Genomic DNA, 16,682 nt, shown 5'->3' on the forward strand with positions numbered 1-16,682 from the left:
GCTCACTGCTTGATGCCGGTGTAACCGGTTCCTTCCGAGTTGGGCTTGAGAGGATAGGCATCGACGATGCGTCCGTGTTCAAGATGGATTACGCGGTTGCATTCCTTCTCGATTAGAGCCATCGAGTGCGATGCCAGCACCAGAATGCCCGATTTGGCGACCACCTCACGCATGCGCTTTTCGGCTTTTTCGGTAAATTCGGCATCGCCGACCGACAGCCATTCGTCCATCAAAAGGATGTCCGCCCCAATGCTGGTTGAGATCGAAAACGCCAGTCGCATCTGCATGCCGGTGGAATAGGTGCGCACAGGCATGTTGACGTATTCGCCCAGCCCGCTGAATTCGCAGATGCTGTCGGTCATGGCGTCTACCTGCTTCCGACTCATGCCCATTACCAATCCGCGCAGCATTATGTTTTCGATGCCCGTCGCATCGGGCTCGATGCCGAGCGAAGGGTCGATCAAGCTGGCCACCGTGCCTTGACGTTCGAAGTCGCCCGACGACGGTTCGTAGACTCCTGCAAGCGTGCGCAGCAGAGTGGATTTGCCAGCGCCGTTGTGACCAATAAGGCCGAGGCGGTCGCCGCTCTGAAGTTCGAGGTTGATGCCGTTCAAAGCCTGGACGACACGGACGCCCGTTTCTTTGCCCAATCGGCCACCCGTGACTGAAGCCGCAAGTGTCTTCTTTAATGAAGCGGAGCCGGCACCGTAGATAGGGAAGCTGACCGATGCGTTTTTGAGGGAAATGAGGGCCATGTTCTTAAAGCCAGTAGACGACCCGGCGACGGTATTTTTGGAACAGCAGTGCGGAGCCGATTACGGTGGCGAGAGTCCATCCAAAGATACCTATCCAGCTGTGCAGCGACGCCTCGCCACCCATCAGGGGCGTTCTCAGAAGATCAAGCATCTGCGCGAGCGGGTTATAGAGGATGTAGCGGGCGCGGTCTGGAAGACTTTCGGGCAGCCAGAAAACCGGCGTCAGGAACATCAGCATCTGCATCACGCTGGTGACGATCTGGGCGACGTCACGAAACCGGGTGCAAACGAGCCCGAGAGCGATTCCGATGGCGTGTGCGTTGATCAGCAGAAGCAGAAAGGCCGGCAAGACAAGCAGCGCTGACCAGGACAGCGAGATCCCAGCCCACATCGCAACCGGTACGTAGATCACTATCTGATGTAAAAATTGAATGATGTTGCGTGACATGCTGCGCCAAACGAACAAGCTGATCGGAAAGTAGCCCTGTTTGAGATAGTTGCCGGCGCTGGCGAACACATTGCATCCTTCATTGACCAGGCTGGAGAACAGACTCCAGAAGATGATTCCAAGCGCTAAGTGGGGAAAGAACTTGGACAATTCCGCGCCAAAAAGCGAGCTGTACAGTGGTCCCATGCCGCCGATCATTGCGGCCATGCTCAACGTCAGCCAGAGCGGCCCCAGCATCGAGCGCCGATAGCGCAAGACGATGTCGAACCAGGCCAGCGTCCACCAGATGTCGGTGCGGCGCGTGCCTTCCCACCAGTCGGACCAGGCGGTTTTGTGAAGATTGGAGTGGACTTGGCTCATGCAGGCGTTGGTGTATTTGGATTTGGAGGGGTAGATCTGTAGCGCAGCTCAGTCGCGACGAAAGCTCCTGTACTGCCAGAAACTCGTCGACGTCCACACTTTCAACAGACTCGACACATGCCACCACAGATGCCTACGGCTCGAATGACTCGCCCGCTGCGCTTCATGCCGAGCCTGCAGATCTTCGGCAACCTGCAAGCCCCATCCGGACAAGCCAAGCCGTGCGCAGATATCGAAATCCTCGCCGTACATGAAGAAGCGTTCGTCGAAGCCGTGGATCCGGGCGTAGGCCTCGGTGCGAAAGAGCATGAACAGACCTGGGATCCAGGCGGGGGTTGTCGGGCGCAGGTAAGTCGGGCTTCTGCGGGTCAGGATTTCAACCGGCGTGATTATCGCCCGGTGCTGTTCCGGCGCCGATTTGCCGGGTTCCATGATGCGCGGCGTCAGCAGGCCGCTCGTCGGCAGTGCTTGCGACATCATCGGCGCGAGCACGTCGCTGTCGAGCCGGATGTCGGGGTTCAGTACAAGAAACCACGGCGTCGTGCAGCGCCCGAAAGCCTGGTTGTTGTTCGCGCCGAATCCCTTGGCTTGCGCGTTCTCGATGCGCTCGACCGGAAAACGCAGTCCCGCGAGATCGGCGATCGCATCTGTTTCCGGGATGTTGATCGTCAGCACGACCTTGTCGATCGCCGCATGGCTCCAGCGGTCCAGTTGTTCGAGCAGCGGGCGGATCAGCGCGAGCTGGCCGTGACTGACGATCGAAACGGTGATCGGCTTTTGGGATGTGGTCGCGGGAGGGCTCGACGGCAACGGGCGTGAATGGTTCGGCATGGTCTAATTTCGCTCGGGAATTCTAGGTTCCCGCACCCCTCTCTCCGGTTTTCCATGATTGCCCTGCTCCTCATCAGCTTTGTCGTCTCCGCGTTCGCCGTGCTGGTGTTCATGCGTCGCGCGCGTCGGCATGCGAGGCGCTACGCGGCCGACATGCCGCAGCGCTTTCACAAGGGGCATGTGCCGCGGCTGGGCGGCGCCGGCATCTTGCTGGGCACCGGCGCGGCCTGGCTGGGTGCGGGCTGGCCTGGCGATCCGTTCAACACCAACTGGCCGGCTCATGCGTCGGCGCTGATGCTGCTGTGCATGGCGCCGTCGGTGCTCGGCGGCATCGCCGAAGACGTGACGCAGCGCGTGAGCGTGCGCTACCGGCTCGGGCTGACGCTCGGCTCGGCGCTGCTGCTGTGCTGGCTGCTGGGACTGGGCGTGCACCGCACCGGGCTCGGTTTCGTCGATGCCGGCATGCGCGCGCTGCCTTTCATGGCGGTGCTGCTGGCGGTGCTGGCCATCGGCGGCCTGCCGCATGCCTTCAACATCATCGACGGCTACAACGGCCTGGCCGGCGCGGTGGCGGTGCTGGTCTGCCTGGCGATCTCGCACGTGGCGCTGCAGGTCGGCGACCGGCAGCTTGCCGCGATGGTGCTGTGCCTGGTCGGCGCGACGATGGGCTTCCTGATGTGGAACTACCCGAGCGGTCGCATCTTCGCCGGCGACGGCGGTGCGTACGTCTGGGGCATGGTGATCGCGGTGGCGTGCGTGACGCTGGTGCAGCGCCATCCGACCGTTTCGCCGTGGTTTCCGATGCTGTTGCTGATCTATCCGGTGTGGGAGACGCTGTTTTCCATCTACCGCAAGATGGCGCGCGGCCAGTCGCCGGGTCATGCCGACGCGCTGCATTTCCACCAGCTGATCTTCCGCCGCATCGTGCGGGTCGCCTTCACCGACGACGAGGCGCGCCAGCTGCTCAGGCGCAACAACCGTACCTCGCCGTATCTCTGGATGTTCGCGGCGATGTCGGTGGTGCCTGCCGTGCTGTTCTGGCGCAACACGATGGCGCTGATGCTGTGCAGCCTGCTGTTCGTCACGACCTATGTCGTGGCTTACCTGATGATCGTGCGCTTCAAGGTGCCGCGCTGGCTGCGGCACTGAAGCCGGCGCCTCGATGTCCCTTCGGCACAACGTCCTGTGGAATCTCGCCGGCGCGGGACTGCCGTTGCTCGCGGGCGTCGCGCTCATTCCTTATCTTGTCCGGGAAGCCGGTGTCGAGATCTTCGGAATCCTGACGCTGGTCTGGGCATTGATCGGCTATTTCAGCCTGTTCGATTTCGGGCTGGGGCGTGCGTTGACGCAACAGGTGGCCCAGAAGCTCGCGGCCGGACGCGAAGCCGAAGTGCCGTCGCTGGTCAAGAGCGGCCTGATGATGGCGGCGCTGATGGGCGCCATCGGCGGCGTCCTGCTGGTGGTTTTTGCCGAGCCGCTGGCCGTGAAGGGCCTCAAGGTCTCGGAGGCGCTGCACTCCGATGTCTTCCATGCGCTGCTGATCGCCGCGGTCGGCGTGCCGGTGACGACGATCACTGCCGGCATGCGCGGCGTGCTCGAAGCCTACGAAGACTTCCGCAACGTCAACCTGCTGCGGATGGTGCTCGGCCTGGCGAACTTCGGCCTGCCTGCCCTGAGCGTCTTCTGGCTCGGGCCGTCGCTGGTGCCGATGGTGGCGAGCCTGATGGCGGCGCGGCTGGTCTTCGGCGTTGCGCACTGGATCATGGTGCGCCGCCGGCTGGGTGGCGGCCTGGGCCGGGTGGCATGGCAACGCACCGATATCGTCGCGCTGCTGTCGTTCGGAGCCTGGATGACGGTGTCGAACATCATCAGTCCGCTGATGGTCACGGCCGATCGTTTCGTGATCTCGGCGGTGCTGGGCGCCGCCGTCGTCGCGTATTACACGGTGCCGTCGGAAGTAATGGCGCGCCTGCTTATCCTGCCGGGTGCGCTCACCGGCGCGCTGTTCCCGCGGCTGGCATCCCTGCTGACCAACGACATCGAGGCCGCACGACGCATCTACCGGCACTGCGTCGCGCTGGTGGCCGCTGCGCTGCTGCCGCTGTGTGTGTTGATCGCGCTCGGAGCGCACTGGGGCCTGTCGCTGTGGCTGGGCGTCGATTTCGCCGATCGCTCGGCGCCGGTGGTGTCGATTTTCGCGCTGGGCCTGCTGTTCAACGGCATTGCCTTCGTGCCGTTCGCCGCCGTGCAGGCCGCGGGCTTCGCGCGCACGACGGCGCAACTTCACGTGGTCGAGGCGCTGATCTATTTTCCGGTGCTGTGGTTCGCGCTCGGTCAGTTCGGCCTGGCCGGCGCGGCTGTCGCGTGGACGCTGCGCGTCGGCGTCGACCTGGTGTTGCTGCTCGGCGTCGTTCGCCGGAAGGTGTTTCCCGACCGCATGTTTCCGGCTCGGGTAACCCCTGCCATGCGGCACAATTTGGCATCCCCCGAACCGGAGCGTCCATGACTTCGCCAGTGCCCGAGCATCTGCTCAATATTCCTCCCCGCGACAAGGCCGAGATCCTCGCCCAGGCGCTGCCCTACATCCGCAAATTCCACGGCAAGACGATCGTCATCAAGTACGGCGGCAACGCCATGACCGATCCGGCCCTGCAGGCCGATTTCGCCGAAGACGTGGTGTTGCTCAAGCTGGTCGGCATGAACCCTGTCGTCGTGCATGGCGGCGGTCCGCAGATCGAAGCGGCGCTCAACAAGCTCGGCAAGAAGGGCAGCTTCATCCAGGGCATGCGCGTGACCGATGCCGAAACGATGGAAGTCGTCGAATGGGTGCTCGCCGGCGAAGTGCAGCAGGACATCGTCGGCCTGATCAACCAGGCGGGCGGCAAAGCCGTCGGCCTGACCGGTCGCGACGGCGGCCTGATCCGCGCGCAAAAACTGAAGATGGCCGACCGCGCCGACCCGAGCCTGCTGCACGACGTCGGCCAGGTGGGCGAAATCGTCTCGATCGATCCAAGCGTGGTGAAGGCGTTGCAGGACGATGCCTTCATCCCGGTGATCAGCCCGATCGGCTTCGGCGAAGAGAACGAGAGCTACAACATCAACGCCGACGTCGTCGCCGGCAAGCTGGCCACGGTGCTCAAGGCCGAGAAGCTGATGCTGCTGACCAACACGCCCGGCGTGCTCGACAAGGCCGGCAATCTGCTGACCGACCTCAGCGCCCGCGAGATCGACGAACTGTTCGCCGACGGCACGATTTCCGGCGGCATGCTGCCGAAGATCGAAGGCGCGCTGGATGCGGCCAAGAGCGGCGTGAACGCGGTGCACATCATCGACGGGCGGGTGCCGCACGCGATGCTGCTGGAGATTTTGACCGAGCAGGCCTACGGGACGATGATCCGGGCGCGTTGAGCGCGCTCCTCTCCTATCAGACCGGCTCGTAACCGCGCGGATTCCCCTGCTGCCAGCGCCAGCTGTCGGCGCACATCTGGTCGACGCTGCGCTTCGCGCGCCAGCCGAGCAGGCTTTCTGCGAGCGACGGGTCGCCCCAGTAGGCGGGCACGTCTCCGGCGCGGCGCGGGCCAATTTCATGCGCGATCGGCTTGCCGCAGGCGCGCTCGAAGGACTTGACCACGTCGAGCACCGATGCGCCGATGCCGGTGCCCAGATTCACCGTCACGAGACCGGCGGATTTTTCCGCGTTGCGCAGCGCCGCGACATGGCCTTCGGCCAGGTCCATCACATGCACATAGTCGCGAACGCCGGTGCCGTCCGGCGTCGGATAGTCGCCGCCGTGGATCGACAGTTTGTCGCGCATGCCGACCGCGACCTGGCTCACGAACGGCATGAGGTTGTTCGGCTTGCCTTGCGGATGCTCGCCGATCAGGCCGCTTTCGTGTGCGCCGACCGGGTTGAAGTAGCGTAGCAACGCGATACGCCAGTCGGGCTGGGCGAGTTGCAGGTCGACCAGCGCTTCTTCGACCATCCGTTTGGAGCGGCCGTACGGATTGGCCGGGCGGCAGGGTGCGCTTTCGGGGATCGGCGAGCTTTCCGGTTCGCCGTACACCGTGGCCGACGACGAAAAGATCAGCGTCTTCACACCCGCTGCGTGCATCGCGGCGGCCAGCACGAAGGTGCCGTTCACATTGTTGTCGTAGTAGGTCAGCGGATCTGCGACCGAGTCGCCGACCGCCTTGAGCCCGGCGAAGTGGATCACGCCGGCGATCTCGTGTTCCTTGAAGATGCGGTCGAGCAGGGCGCGGTCGCGCACGTCGCCTTCGATGAACTGCGGTGCGGTGCCGGTGGCGCTGATGCGCGCGAGGCGATCGAGCACGCGCACGTCGCTGTTGCCCAGGTTGTCGAGAATGAGCGGTTCGTAGCCGGCTTCTGCCAACGCCACGCAGGTGTGGCTGCCGATGAAACCGGCGCCACCCGTGACAAGAATGCGATTGCCCATGTGCGGTTGCTTTCGGATGGTTGAACAAATGTGAACTTACCGTCATTCTCGGCCACGCCGGATCACGGATGACCGCCAAATGCGGCGTGCGAGAATTAAATTTTTACATTTGCGCGTCTCCGCGTGTCGTCATGCCCAACGAAGAGATCGAACGCAGCCAGACAGCCGACAGGTCGGCCAAGTCCATCGAGCCGGTGGTCCGCAAGCGTCCCAAGCCCGGCGAGCGGCGGGTGCAGATCCTTCAGACGCTGGCAGCCATGCTGGAGCGACCCGGCGCCGAACGTGTGACGACGGCGGCACTGGCTGCGCAACTGGCCGTTAGCGAGGCTGCGCTGTACCGGCATTTCGCGAGCAAGGCGCAGATGTTCGAGGGGCTTATCGACTTCATCGAGCAGAGCGTCTTCACGCTGATCAATCAGATCCTGGAGCGCGAGTCGTCGTCCGCACGGGAGCGGGCTTCGCGCATCGTCACGATGGTGGTCCAGTTCGCCGAAAAGAATCCCGGCATGACGCGCGTGATGGTCGGCGATGCGCTGGTCTACGAGAACGAACGGCTGCAGAGCCGCATGAATCAGTTCTTCGACCGCATCGAATCGACGCTGCGCCAGGCACTGCGCGGTGCCGTGGTGGTCGACATCCAGTCGTCATCGACGCCGACCGTCGATGCGCAGGTGCGCGCCGCGGTGCTGACGGCCTTCGTCGCCGGCAGGCTCCAGCGCTTCGTGCGCTCCGGCTTCAGGCATCTGCCGTCGGAGCACCTGGAACCCAGCCTGGCGATGATGTTCTAGACGCTCACGCCGACCTTCGCACCCGCAGCGACGATCTCGCCCCAGGTCGCGTCGTCGAGCCAGATGCCTTCGGTTTCGCGAGCCTTGCGCGCGGCGCGTTCGGGCTCGCCGGCGATCTGCACATGGTCGAAACCTTCGCCGGCGGGGCTCTGGCGCAGCCATTCGACGAAGGCGTTCGCTTCCTGCGCGAAACCGGCCTGTGCACCGAGCCTTTCCGGGTCGATCAGCACCGTCAGCATGCCGTTGAAGACCGATCGGGCGGTGTCCGCCTGTCGATGCCATGTGCCGCCGCCGGTCAGCGCGCCGCCGAGCAGTTCGCACGCGATTGCCATGCCGTAGCCCTTGTGCTCGCCGAAGGTCATCAGCGCGCCGAACAGGCCGTTCGGTTGCGGCACGACGACCACACCGGGGTCGTCGGTCGGCTTGCCTTGTTCGTCGATCAGGTAGCCGGGCGGAATGCGCTCGCCCTTGTTGTAGGCGACGCGCATCTTTCCCTGCGCGACGCGGCTCGTGGCGAAGTCGAGGATGAAGGGCTCCGCGCCGGCCAGCGGCACGCCGATGCAACACGGATTGGTGCCGAATCGCCCGTCGCCGCCGCCCCACGGCGCCACGACCGGACGCGACAGCACGTTGACGAAATGCATCGCCACCAGTCCCTGTGCGGTCGCCATCTCGGCGAAGTGGCCGATGCGCCCGAGATGGTGCGCATGCGCCAGCGACAGGATGCAACTGCCGTGCTGCTTGGCACGCGCGATGCCAAGTTCCATCGCCTGCACGCCGACGATCTGGCCGTAGCCGCCCTGGCCGTCGAGCGCCAGCATGGTGCCTATGTCGAGGTTCGTCTTGACCGACGCATTCGGCTTCAGGCCGCCCTCGGCGATGGCGTCGACATAGCGCGGCACCATGCCGACGCCGTGCGAGTCGTGCCCGCTGAGGTTCGCCAGGACGAGGTTGTCGGCGACCTGCGCGGCTTCGGCGGGTGAGCTGCCGGCGGCGATGAGGATGGCTGCGACTTGCTGGCGGAGGAATGAGACTTGAAGGGTCTGGGACATGAGTGAGTTGCTTCCTTTGATTTGTATCGGTCACATGACCGCGCCGACTTGCCAGGGCACGAATTCGTTCTGGCCGTAGCCATGCTCTTCGCTCTTGCTTTGCACACCCGATGCCGTCGCAAGAATCGTCTCGAAGATCCGCTGGCCCATCGCCTGGATCGACACGGTGCCGTCGACGATCTCGCCGCAGTTGATGTCCATGTCTTCCTCCTGCCGCTTCCATAGCGCCGAGTTGGTCGCCAGCTTGAGCGAAGGCGAGGGCGCACAGCCGTACGCCGAGCCGCGCCCGGTGGTGAAGCAGATGATGTTCGCGCCGCCCGCGACCTGGCCGGTGGCACTGACCGGGTCGTAGCCGGGCGTGTCCATGTAGACGAAGCCGTGCGCCGTGACCGGCTCTGCGTATTCGTAGACCGCTTCGAGATTGCTGGTGCCGCCTTTTGCGACGGCGCCGAGCGATTTCTCCAGAATGGTCGTCAGCCCGCCGGCCTTGTTGCCGGGAGAAGGGTTGTTGTTCATCTCGCCGTCGTTGATCTCGGTGTAGTGCTCCCACCACCTGATGCGTTCCACCAGCTTCTCGCCGACCTCGCGCCGCACGGCACGCCGCGTCAGCAGATGCTCTGCGCCGTACACCTCCGGCGTCTCGCTGAGGATGGCCGTTCCGCCGTGTGCGACCAGCAGGTCGACCGCAGCGCCCAGCGCCGGATTCGCGCTGATGCCCGAATACCCGTCCGAGCCGCCGCACTGCAGCCCGACCGTGATGTGCGATGCGCTGCACGGCTCGCGCACCACAGCGTTCGCGCGCGGCAGCATCTCGCGGATCAGCGCAACGCCCTTGTCGACCGTCTTGCGGGTGCCGCCGGTGTCCTGGATGTTGAAGGTGCGGAAGCTGTCGCCTTCGGTCAGGTGGCCGGCCGTGAGCCAGGTGTTGATCTGGTTGACCTCGCAGCCGAGCCCGACGACAAGCACCGCCGCGAAGTTCGCATGCGTCGCGTAGCCGGTGAGCGTGCGCGCCAGGATCTGCATGCCCGCGCCGTCGCCGTCCATGCCGCAGCCGGTGCCGTGGGTGAGCGCGACCACGCCGTCGACGTTCGGGAAGTCGGCCAGCGCGGCCGGGTTCATGCGGCGCGAGAAGTGATCGGCGATGGCGCGTGCTGCCGTGGCCGAGCAGTTCACGCTGGTCAGCACGCCGATGTAGTTGCGGGTCGCGACGCGGCCATCCGCGCGGCGGATGCCCAGGAAGGTCGCTTCGCGCGGGGTCGGCGGCGGCTTCACGTCGGCACCGTAGGCGTAGTCGCGCTCGAAATCGCCTTTATCGGCGCCCATGTCGAGGTTGTGCGTGTGCACGTGTTCGCCGGGCGCGATCGGCTGGCTGGCGAAACCGATGATCTGGTCGTATCGGCGCACCGGCTCGCCCGCGGCGATGTGGCGCATCGCGACCTTGTGGCCGGGCGGGATCAGCCCGCGGCTGACGATGCTCTCGATCGGCGTGCCGCTGACGAGTTGCGCGCGTGCGATGACCACGTCGTCGGACGGATGGAGGCGGATGAAAGGTGCGACGGAATTCATGTGGGGCTCTTTCTTTTGAGGCGTCGCCAGCTGGCGCTGAAACGCTGATGCGACTTGTCCATGTGCGTGTGCATGGCCGCGCGGGCGGCCTGCGCATCGCCGGCTGCTATCGCATCGACGACCGTGGTGTGTTCGGCAATGGCGGCGCGCCACGACGGCGGGGTTTCGAAGTACCCGCCCAGCCGCGTGAAGATCGGCCCCTTGCGCGAATCCCAGAAAGCTTCGACGGTCTCGGCCAGGACCGCGTTGGCACAGGCGCCGACGATGGCGATGTGGAAAGCACGGTCGCCTTCGAGCGGTGCGACCAGGCGGTCGCTGGCGTCCTGCATCTGCGTCATCGCGCGCGTCATCGCGTCGAGGTCTTTCCGGCGCGCCTGCACTGCGGCGAGCGCGGCGGTTTCGCCCTCGACCACGCGGCGGGCGCGGATCAGTTCCAGCGGTCCCCACTCGGTGCCGGGCAGCCGTTCGGCGGTGCGTTGCGCGCGGTCCTGCACGTAGACGCCGGAGCCGGTGCGCACTTCGACCCAGCCTTCGACCTCGAGTGCGATCAGCGCCTCGCGCACGGAGGGCCGGCTCACGCCGAACTCCCGCGCCAGATCGCGTTCCGCCGGCAGACGCGCGCCGGCCGTGAATTCGCCATTGCCGATCAGGGTACGGAGCCGGTCGGCGATCTGGCGGTAGAGACGCTGGGGTTCGAGAGACACTTCTGGGAAATTAAGGGTTGTCCTGAATTGGACAACTGGTAAGGCCAATTCAGAATCGGGCGAAACCCTCAACGACCGCACACCACCAGGATCACGCATGAGACTCCAAGGGAAAACAGCCCTCATCACCGCCGCCGGGCAAGGCATCGGCCGCGCCACGGCGCTGGCGATGGCCGCCGAGGGCGCGACGGTCTGGGCAACCGACGTCAATGCCTCGCTGCTCGAAAGCTATGCCGGCACGCCGGGCATCCAGACGGCCGTGCTCGACGTGCTCGACAAGGCGGCGATCCATGCGCTGGTCTCACGCATGCCGGCGGTCGACGTGTTGTTCAACTGCGCCGGCGTCGTGCACAACGGCACCGCGCTCGAAGCCACCGATGCGGATCTCGACTTCGCGTTCCACCTGAACGTGCGGGCGCAGTTCTGGACCGTGCAGGCCGTGCTGCCGCGCATGATCGAAGCCGGCGGCGGCAGCATCGTGAACATGGCGAGCGTGTGTTCGAGCATCAAGGGTTTGCCGAACCGCTTCGTCTACGGCACGACCAAGGCGGCGGTGCTGGGGCTCACCAAGAGCGTGGCCGCCGACTACGTGTCGAACAAGGTGCGCTGCAACGCCGTCTGTCCCGGTACGGTCGACACGCCGTCGCTCGCCGACCGTATCAACGCCAACGCCGATCCGGTCGAGGCGCGCAAGGCTTTCATCGCGCGCCAGCCGCTCGGCCGGCTCGCCCAGGCGCATGAAATCGCGCCGCTGGTGGTGTTCCTCGCGAGCGAGGATGCGGCGTTCGTCACCGGTCAGGCTTACTCGGTCGATGGCGGCATCACGATATAACCGGTCTTTTCACACAAGGAACAACGGATGAAACTCGTTCGCTACGGCAACCCCGGCAAGGAGAAGCCAGGGCTCATCGACGACAACGGCCAGCTGCGCGACCTGAGCGCCGTGGTGAAGGACATCGGCCCAGAGCAGCTCGGCGATGCCGCCATCGCCAAGCTGCAGAAACAGAAGACCGACAAGTTGCCGCTGGTGCGGGGCAAACCGCGTTTCGGCAGCCCGGTCGCCAATGTCGGCAAGTTCATCGCCATCGGCCTGAACTACGCCGACCACGCGGCCGAATCGAACCTGCCGATACCGAAGGAACCGATCCTGTTCATGAAGGCAACCAGCTGCATCCAGGGTCCGAACGATCCGGTGATGCTGCCCAAGGGTTCGGTCAAGACCGATTGGGAAGTCGAGCTCGGCGTGGTCATCGGCACCCGTGCGCGCTATGTGTCGCAGAAGGAGGCACTGAACTACGTCGCCGGCTACTGCACCATCAACGACGTCAGCGAGCGCGAATACCAGATCGAGCGCGGCGGCACCTGGGACAAGGGCAAGGGTTGCGACACCTTCGGGCCGATCGGCCCCTGGCTGGTCACGCGCGACGAAGTGCCCAATCCGCAGAAGCTCGGAATGTGGCTCGACCTGAACGGCAAGCGCGTGCAGACCGGCAGCACCAGGACGATGATCTTCGGCATCGCCAAGATCATCAGCTACCTGAGCACCTTCATGACGCTGATGCCCGGCGATGTCATCACCACCGGCACGCCGCCCGGCGTCGGCATGGGCATGAAGCCGCCGCTCTATCTGAAGAAGGGCGACGTGATGACGCTGGGCATCGACGGGCTCGGCGAGCAGCGGCAGGAAGTGGTGCCGTTCAAGCTCTGAACGCCGTTCGGCAACGGTGGCACGACTCGATAGCCAGCGGTCATAGCTGGTTGTCGAGCCTCAGTTGCTCGTGATAGCTCATGGACAGTTCTTCGCCTGCCTTTATGGGCTTCGTGGAGTACAGGGCCATGAGTTGCAGCTTTTCTCCCGACGGTGCGATCACGTGCAGATAGGCCGGCATCAGGTTGTGAGCGTGCTCGTTGCTGTTGCACTTCATCGCGATGCCCATGGCATTCATCACATTGCCATTCGCCGAGACGTCGGAGTCCTGGTACTTGTTGGGCTGCAGGCCGGCCATGCTGCGGACCTGTGCGTCGAGGGCGATATCTTCCGGTCGATCGAGAAACATCCCTCCGAAGATGCTGACAGGCGTGTTTGCGGGGATATTCCTCTTGGCGAATACGCCTTCCTGTCCGACGAGCGCAGCTTCGGCCTCGCCGGGCCGAATTGTCCGGACGCCGAGGTTCGAGTCTTCCCACCGTCGGTGCTCCGGAAAATGCGTGAGCATGCGGATCAGCCCACGGTTGAGGGGAGTGCCTGACGGTAGCGTCGTCCCCTGAGGGTCGGTCAGCGGAACCGATGCAAGCTGCAAGTTCAACGCCTTGCCGTTGATGCCCACCAAGGGCGATTGGGTCAGCGTGTGCGGATGATATTTGTCCAGCAGTCTGGCCACCGCTTGCTGTTGTCGGGGCGAGAAATGGTCCGGCAGCCCGATCTTTTTCAGAGAAGCGAGCAGTGACGACTGAGAGGCTCTCGAAAGAGCGTCGTCGATTCCGCTCGATTTACTGCGTGCGAACGGTGCTGCCTTGCGCACCTCCCTTGCGGCCCCTTGCCCCTGTGCATCGACAGTCATGGCACTGGTCCGATGGACGCGTGAAGCAGGGGCGAAGGTCATGGCGGGCTTTCTTCAAATCAAAGATCGAGATTTGAAGACAGGGCACCGGCACATCGGATCGGACCGGTCCTAAACGCCGGATGTTGTTGTGTGCGTTTTTCTGCTTGCAACTTTCAATACAAATCTTGCAAAATAGAACGGTCGTTCTTTTTTCCTAGAGCTTTCGATTTTCTGCAGGTTCCGACATGCCAACTGCCGCTACTGCTGTTCATTCCATCAATCCGCCGAAGCTATCCCGCGCCCTGCAAAAAGGCCAGCAGACCAAACTCGCGATCATCGATGCCGCGCTCGGGCTGGCTGCGCAGATCGGGCTGGAAGGCCTTTCGATAGGCGCCATTGCGGAGGTCACGCAGATGAGCAAGTCGGGCGTGTTCGCCCACTTCGGCTCGCGCGAGGAGCTGCAGATTTCGGTGGTGCGCGAGTACCACCACCGCTTCGAGCAGGAGGTTTTCTACCCCGCGCTCGAAGCGCCGCGCGGCCTGCCGCGGTTGCGGGCCATGTTCGCCAACTGGATGCAGCGCACCTCGACCGAGCTCGATTCCGGCTGCATCTACATCAGCGGCGCGGTGGAATTCGACGACCGCGCCGGCCCGGTGCGCGACGCGCTGGCCGAGTCTGTCAACACCTGGCTGGCCGCCATGAAGCGCGCCGTGGTGCTGGCCATCCATGAAGGTCACCTTCGTCCGGACGCCGACGAAGAGCAGATCGCCTTCGAGATCCACGCGCTGATCCTGGCACTGCATTACGAAGCGCGCTTCCTTCGCACGCCGGGATCGCTGGCTCGCGCCAGTGCCGGCTTCGACAACATCCTGGCGCGCAACGGCGCGGCCGGTTGAGTTTTCCTTTTCCTCTTACCTGTCCCCACGGAGCTTTTCGATGCCTCTCTACACGCCGCCGCTGCGCGACATGCAGTTCGTCCTGCACGAAGTCTTCAACGTCACCGACGAGTTCAAGGCCATGCCGGCCCATGCCGAAGTCGACGTCGACACCATCAATGCCGTCATCGAGGAGGCCGGCAAGTTCGCGGCCGAAGTGGCCTTTCCGCTCAACATCGGTGGCGACGAAGAGGGCTGCGTGCTCGACAAGACCACGCACGAAGTGAAGACGCCGACCGGCTTCAGGGACGCGTACGCCAGGTTCGTCGAAGGTGGCTGGGCGGCGCTGTCCTGCGATCCGCAGTACGGCGGGCAAGGCCTGCCTTTCGTGCTGAACCAGTGCCTCTACGAAATGCTCAACAGTGCCAACCAGGCCTGGACGATGTATCCCGGCCTCTCGCACGGCGCCTACGAGGCGCTGGTCGCGCACGGCACCGATGCGCAGAAGGCAATGTACCTGCCGAAGATCGTCACCGGCGAATGGACCGGCACCATGTGCCTGACCGAAGCGCATTGCGGCACCGACCTCGGCCTGTTGCGCAGCAAGGCGGAGCCGCAGGTCGACGGCAGCTACCGGCTCACCGGCAACAAGATCTTCATCAGTGCCGGCGAGCACGACATGGCGGCCAACATCATTCATCTGGTGCTGGCCCGCCTGCCGGACGCGCCCAAAGGCAGTAAAGGCATCAGCCTGTTCGCGGTGCCGAAGTTCAATGTGGACGCCGACGGATCGCTCGGCGAGCGCAACGCGATCTACTGCGGCGGCCTTGAACACAAGATGGGCATCCACGGCAACGCGACCGCGCAGATCGTGATGGACGGCGCCGTCGGCAGCTTGGTCGGCGCGCCGAACAAGGGCCTGGCCGCGATGTTCGTGATGATGAATGCGGCGCGCCTGGGCGTGGGCAACCAGTCGCTCGGGCTGACCGAAGTGGCCTATCAGAATGCGCTGGCCTACGCGAAGGACCGCACGCAGATGCGCTCGCTCTCGGGAGTGAAGGCAAAGGACAAGGATGCCGATCCGATCATCGTCCACCCCGACGTGCGCAAGATGCTGCTCACCGCCAAGGCCTATGCCGAAGGCGGCCGCGCGCTGCAGATCTTCTGCACGCTGCTGCTCGACAAGGAACATCACCATCCGGACGAGAAAGTGCGCAAGGACAGCGGCGAACTCGTCGCGCTGCTGACGCCGATCGTGAAGGCCTTCATCACCGACAACGGCCACATCGCGACCAACGCCTGCATGCAGGTCTTCGGCGGCCACGGCTTCATCAAGGAGTGGGGCATGGAACAGTTCGTGCGCGACAACCGCATCAACATGATCTACGAGGGCACCAACACGATCCAGTCGCTCGACCTGCTGGGCCGCAAGGTGTTGGGGAACAACGGGGCGACGCTGAAGAAATTCGGCAAGCTGGTGGGCCGGCTGGTGGAGGAAGAGGGCGTGAACGAGAAGATGGCCGAGTTCATCAACCCGATCGCGATGCTCGGCGACCAACTGGTCAAGTTCACGACCGAGATCGGCTTCAAGGGTTCGCAGAATCCGGACGAAGTCGGCGCTGCGGCGGTCGACTATCTGCGGGTGGCTGGGCACTTCGTGTTCGGCTACATGTTCGCGCGCATGGCGCAGGTCGCGCTGCGCGAGATTGCCTCGGGCAACGACGATGCTTTCTACGTCGGCAAGCTGCAGACCGCGCGCTTCTACTTCGCGAAGCTGTTCCCCGAGACGGCCACGCTGATGCGTACCGCGCGCGCCGGCAGCCGTTCGCTGATGGACACGGAAGCGGCGCTGGCATGAACGCGCACCGCATCGCTTTCGCCTCGGCGCTGGTTCTGTGCGGCGCATCCGCGCTGGCGCAGGTCAGCCCGGTCGGCATCTGGCGCAACGTCGACGACAAGACCGGCGAGGTCAAGGCGGAAATCCGCATTGCCGAATCGGGTGGCGCGCTGGCCGGACGCATCGAGAAAACACTCGGCAAGGACAGCAAGCCCGACAGCACCTGCGAAGCCTGCACCGACGACCGCAAGGGCAAGCCGATCACCGGGCTGGAAATCATCCGCGGCGGCAAGAAAGCCGACGGCAAGGACGTGTGGGAAGGCGGAAAGATCCTCGACCCGGAGAACGGCAAGGAATACCGCGCAAGCTTCACGCCGGTGGACGGCGGGCAGAAGCTGGACGTGCGCGGGTACATCGGCCCGTTCTGGCGTACGCAGACCTGGACACGCAAGGAATGACCGCGAGCAATC

General features: G+C 64.3%; 17 protein-coding genes. 9 read left to right on the forward strand and 8 right to left on the reverse strand.

What is annotated here, in order from left to right; genetic code table 11:
* Positions 1 to 2 precede the first annotated feature (2 nt).
* From ACSFA3_RS19575 to ACSFA3_RS19585, 3 genes are read right to left on the reverse strand one after another with little or no spacing between them, the layout of a single operon-like run.
* Positions 3 to 755 (reverse strand): ABC transporter ATP-binding protein, encoded by a 753-nt coding sequence (locus tag ACSFA3_RS19575; RefSeq protein ID WP_435507157.1) that lies wholly within the window; start codon positions 753 to 755, stop codon positions 3 to 5.
* 4 nt (positions 756 to 759) lie between these two features.
* Positions 760 to 1,563 carry an ABC transporter permease gene (locus ACSFA3_RS19580; RefSeq protein WP_435507158.1) on the reverse strand — a complete coding sequence of 268 codons (804 nt, stop codon included), beginning with the start codon at positions 1,561 to 1,563 and terminating at the stop codon, positions 760 to 762.
* A gap of 48 nt (positions 1,564 to 1,611) precedes the next feature.
* Entirely contained in the window at positions 1,612 to 2,394 is a 783-nt protein-coding gene (locus ACSFA3_RS19585; protein ID WP_435507159.1) for a glycosyltransferase family 2 protein, read from the reverse strand.
* Between the two features lie 54 nt (positions 2,395 to 2,448).
* Between ACSFA3_RS19585 and ACSFA3_RS19590 the strand changes: the two genes are divergently transcribed.
* The 3 genes from ACSFA3_RS19590 to argB are packed head-to-tail and all read left to right on the forward strand — an operon-like array spanning position 2,449 to position 5,802.
* The gene (locus ACSFA3_RS19590; RefSeq protein WP_435507160.1) at positions 2,449 to 3,543 is read left to right on the forward strand and encodes a glycosyltransferase family 4 protein; all 1,095 of its coding nucleotides are present in this window, start codon (positions 2,449 to 2,451) and stop codon (positions 3,541 to 3,543) included.
* 13 nt (positions 3,544 to 3,556) lie between these two features.
* The gene (locus tag ACSFA3_RS19595; protein ID WP_435507161.1) at positions 3,557 to 4,900 is read left to right on the forward strand and encodes a flippase; all 1,344 of its coding nucleotides are present in this window, start codon (positions 3,557 to 3,559) and stop codon (positions 4,898 to 4,900) included.
* Entirely contained in the window at positions 4,897 to 5,802 is a 906-nt protein-coding gene (argB, locus tag ACSFA3_RS19600) for an acetylglutamate kinase (RefSeq protein ID WP_435507162.1), read from the forward strand. Before ACSFA3_RS19595 ends, argB begins: the two co-directional genes overlap by 4 nt.
* 16 nt (positions 5,803 to 5,818) lie before the next feature.
* Here argB and galE read toward each other — a convergent pair whose 3' ends face one another.
* Entirely contained in the window at positions 5,819 to 6,847 is a 1,029-nt protein-coding gene (gene galE, locus ACSFA3_RS19605) for a UDP-glucose 4-epimerase GalE (protein WP_435507163.1), read from the reverse strand.
* 131 nt (positions 6,848 to 6,978) lie between these two features.
* Between galE and slmA the strand changes: the two genes are divergently transcribed.
* Entirely contained in the window at positions 6,979 to 7,635 is a 657-nt protein-coding gene (gene slmA / locus ACSFA3_RS19610; RefSeq protein WP_435507164.1) for a nucleoid occlusion factor SlmA, read from the forward strand.
* Here slmA and ACSFA3_RS19615 read toward each other — a convergent pair.
* From ACSFA3_RS19615 to ACSFA3_RS19625, 3 genes are read right to left on the reverse strand one after another with little or no spacing between them, the layout of a single operon-like run.
* Entirely contained in the window at positions 7,632 to 8,687 is a 1,056-nt protein-coding gene (locus ACSFA3_RS19615) for a malate/lactate/ureidoglycolate dehydrogenase (protein ID WP_435507165.1), read from the reverse strand. The genes slmA and ACSFA3_RS19615 overlap by 4 nt on opposite strands.
* 30 nt (positions 8,688 to 8,717) lie before the next feature.
* Complete coding sequence (locus ACSFA3_RS19620) at positions 8,718 to 10,253, reverse strand: UxaA family hydrolase (protein ID WP_435507166.1); 1,536 nt, start codon at positions 10,251 to 10,253, stop codon at positions 8,718 to 8,720.
* Positions 10,250 to 10,957, reverse strand: coding sequence for a FadR/GntR family transcriptional regulator (locus ACSFA3_RS19625; protein ID WP_435507167.1), 708 nt, complete (start codon positions 10,955 to 10,957; stop codon positions 10,250 to 10,252). Before ACSFA3_RS19625 ends, ACSFA3_RS19620 begins: the two co-directional genes overlap by 4 nt.
* 97 nt (positions 10,958 to 11,054) lie before the next feature.
* Between ACSFA3_RS19625 and ACSFA3_RS19630 the strand changes: the two genes are divergently transcribed.
* Positions 11,055 to 11,789, forward strand: a complete 735-nt coding sequence (locus ACSFA3_RS19630; RefSeq protein ID WP_435507168.1) for an SDR family oxidoreductase — start codon at positions 11,055 to 11,057, stop codon at positions 11,787 to 11,789.
* A gap of 27 nt (positions 11,790 to 11,816) precedes the next feature.
* A complete protein-coding gene (locus ACSFA3_RS19635) occupies positions 11,817 to 12,665 on the forward strand; it encodes a fumarylacetoacetate hydrolase family protein (RefSeq protein WP_435507169.1) in 849 nt (282 codons plus the stop codon).
* Between the two features lie 40 nt (positions 12,666 to 12,705).
* On the opposite strand, the gene ACSFA3_RS19640 is transcribed toward ACSFA3_RS19635, so the two are convergent.
* Positions 12,706 to 13,560 carry an SET domain-containing protein gene (locus ACSFA3_RS19640; protein ID WP_435507170.1) on the reverse strand — a complete coding sequence of 285 codons (855 nt, stop codon included), beginning with the start codon at positions 13,558 to 13,560 and terminating at the stop codon, positions 12,706 to 12,708.
* A gap of 185 nt (positions 13,561 to 13,745) precedes the next feature.
* Between ACSFA3_RS19640 and ACSFA3_RS19645 the strand changes: the two genes are divergently transcribed.
* The 3 genes from ACSFA3_RS19645 to ACSFA3_RS19655 are packed head-to-tail and all read left to right on the forward strand — an operon-like array spanning position 13,746 to position 16,670.
* Complete coding sequence (locus ACSFA3_RS19645; protein ID WP_435507171.1) at positions 13,746 to 14,396, forward strand: TetR/AcrR family transcriptional regulator; 651 nt, start codon at positions 13,746 to 13,748, stop codon at positions 14,394 to 14,396.
* A gap of 40 nt (positions 14,397 to 14,436) precedes the next feature.
* Positions 14,437 to 16,233, forward strand: a complete 1,797-nt coding sequence (locus ACSFA3_RS19650; protein ID WP_435507172.1) for an acyl-CoA dehydrogenase C-terminal domain-containing protein — start codon at positions 14,437 to 14,439, stop codon at positions 16,231 to 16,233.
* Positions 16,230 to 16,670, forward strand: a complete 441-nt coding sequence (locus ACSFA3_RS19655; protein WP_435507173.1) for a DUF2147 domain-containing protein — start codon at positions 16,230 to 16,232, stop codon at positions 16,668 to 16,670. Before ACSFA3_RS19650 ends, ACSFA3_RS19655 begins: the two co-directional genes overlap by 4 nt.
* Positions 16,671 to 16,682 lie beyond the last annotated feature (12 nt).

The organism is Variovorax glucosi (assembly GCF_051216695.1).
Taxonomy (GTDB): Bacteria; Pseudomonadota; Gammaproteobacteria; order Burkholderiales; family Burkholderiaceae_C; genus Variovorax.